The sequence below is a fragment of the Candidatus Aquicultor sp. genome (genome assembly GCF_054640775.1).
This window is the reverse complement of record NZ_JBTSLF010000328.1, coordinates 1-2613: the sequence shown is the minus strand read 5'-3', so window position 1 is coordinate 2613 and position 2613 is coordinate 1. Positions and strand designations below refer to the sequence as shown.

General features: G+C 37.2%; 2 protein-coding genes. Both read left to right on the top strand.

Annotation, left to right across the window (positions count from 1 at the left end):
* The coding region (locus tag ACYC56_RS14885; RefSeq protein ID WP_461374956.1) for a hypothetical protein at positions 1-650 on the top strand (650 nt) is incomplete at its 5' end.
* Positions 651-850: 200 nt separating this feature from the next.
* On the top strand, positions 851-2613 hold a 1763-nt coding region (locus tag ACYC56_RS14880), incomplete at its 3' end, for a hypothetical protein (protein ID WP_461374955.1).

Genomic DNA, 2613 nt, shown 5'->3' with positions numbered 1-2613 from the left:
TGCCGGCCGAAAAAGCCGAAAAAGTTTTTCCCTGGTTTTCGCTGCTGGATATTTCTACTTCCGATAACATGGAAGACGCTTCGGGCTATAATCCGTTTAGCAGTATTTTGCATGCTGATAAAATCGATGAGAAATGGAAAAAAGCGGCTGATGCGCAAATGCGCGAAATCGTTTTAAGCGAAATTTCTGGGAAAACTAAACCCAGGGAAGAATGGGAAGAAGCAATGCGCCAATACGCAGATATTATTGGTCTCATGCTGTATGGCAAAATTAACTATTCCTTGGAACTGTATACTAGCCAAATGCAGTTCATTATGGATCACCGTCAGGGCAGAAGTAATTTGATTAGTTGTTGGAATGCATTCAAATTATTAAAGCTGCTGGCCGGTAATAAGCGCAAAGAACTGCGATATACTATTGCCCGATATGTCTTACTTGAGGATACCAGTAGATGTCCACGATTTTCTATCTATGATAATGAAACTCAACAAGCGGTCGATTTTATTCTCAAAGAGTTTGGCAATGATCCTGAACTCGTCAGTAAAATAAAAGAGTTGGAAAAAGAAAGAGACGAAAAACAGGAACAGGCCAAAGCTCAAAAGGCTGAAAAACAGACGACTGAAGAAGAGATTCTAGCTCAAATGAGGTAGTTTCTCGCCAACTTCATATAGATTATTATAAAACGGTTTTAGATTATACTATAAAGTATGATTCTGAAACCGTTTTTAATTTGTCTAATTCAATATTGCATCATGTTAAAAATTGACAAAAATATATCAAGATGGTATATTTTTCTGTTATAAAAATGAACATTAAGAATTAAATATTTACCTTGAAAATCGTACAGATTATGGAAAAAGAAAAGTTTTTTAAAGCTCTTTGTAGTCAAACAAAGTTTTGCACTATGAGTAAGGCATTGTCTTTTGCAGCGCAAAGTGATTATGATCTCGACGTTGTCTCAGCTATTTTTAGCCGGGAAGATTGCCTATTTCCGCACATGTGGATTTTACTGACAAAAGTGCCCCATGTTTTACCAGTGCTGGAGGTGGCTGTTAAAAATAAAGATTTCAAAAAAATTTCATTTGAGCAGTTTTATTCTTTATTTGTCAGGGCCAGAAAAGAAGAGGGCAAAAATAGTTATTATGTCTACAATGCTCTTACGATTCTCGCTGATAGAAAAATATTGAATAAGTTTTCCGTTGAAGAATTATTTATTTTTTCTGACAGACTCGGTTATATGGGACCAGTAATGAGCTGCCTTGGCCGTAAAAAACAGTGGCAGGAATTGCCTTTTGATTCAGCCTTTGATGTACTAGAGAGAAAGGATAGTCACTATAATCCTTCTTTGGCTAAGATCGTTATCGGTAAACAGAATTGTTCCCTCAAAAAAGCTCTGGAAATTTTTCATGACTCGAGAAGCCCGGAAGAAGTTTTTGAGGCCATTATTGATCGTCACAATTTTAAGCTGGATGCCATTTTTCATAATCTTAGGGAGCCTAAATGGGGTAAACTTGAGGATGTGATTATGTGGAACGTTAATGCTATCATTGCCCGGAAAGACTGTTCACTTAAACGTTCCTATGAATTGCTTGAAAAAGCCAAACAGTATGACTTAGACTCTTTCAGATATGCCGCTATGGCTTTAATTGCGAAAGACAATCTGCCTTTTAAAAAGGCTATTAAGCTGATGAAAGAGATAAGTTGCACCAAACAAGCAATTTCTTCCTTTGAAAAAAGAAAAGATTTTACTCTGGAAAGAAGACGGGAATTAATTAGGGCCATGAACGAATCTATCCCAGCGATTTATGAAGGTGGTGATACACCGGATTACGATCATTATGATTTGGAAGAAATCATAAAAAAAGGCGATTGGATAACACCACCCCTTCATGATGCCCTAAGTCTTTTCAGTAAAATGCAACATTTTGATTCTAGTCTTCAAACTATCTCCGAAAGACCGGATTGGAAAAAGCTTTCATTAAATAAAGCTATTAAGTTGGCCGCTGAAACTGGTAATCATACTGATGTTTTACAACTAATTATTGCCACCAAAAAATGTCCATTGGCTAAAGCCCTGGAGTTGGCGCTAATTCCGAATAGTGATTTGTATGATTCGCATTTACTGCGAACTATAATTGCTGAGGGCATAGCTTCTTATGAAGAGTCATTAGAAATTTTGCAGAAAAGCAATGATCCGATGTATACAGTTACCATCATGGTTGAACAAACTAAAGTTCCTTTGTCGGGAATGATCAATCTGTTCAGAAATGGCTTTAGCCAGTTAGGAAACCTTTCGTCAGCTATTTCTAAGCATGAGGAGTGGGCAACTATTCCTTTGGCTACCGCTTTTGATTATTTACCGGATAGTTATATGGAGCCAATAAATGTTATTGTAGCCCGTGAAGACTGGCAAGCTTTACCTTTTGCGGAAGCTTTCAATCTCTTAAAGACTATCAAATGGGAGTCGCATGCTTATTGGGTTGTTCCATCTTTAACTAAAAAAGTAGATTGCCCTCTGAAATCAGCTTACGAGTTAATTGGTCTGCTTGACCCATCTAATGACATCAGAGAAGCGGTTTATCCAGTAATGTCGATGCTTGATAACCCTCTAGA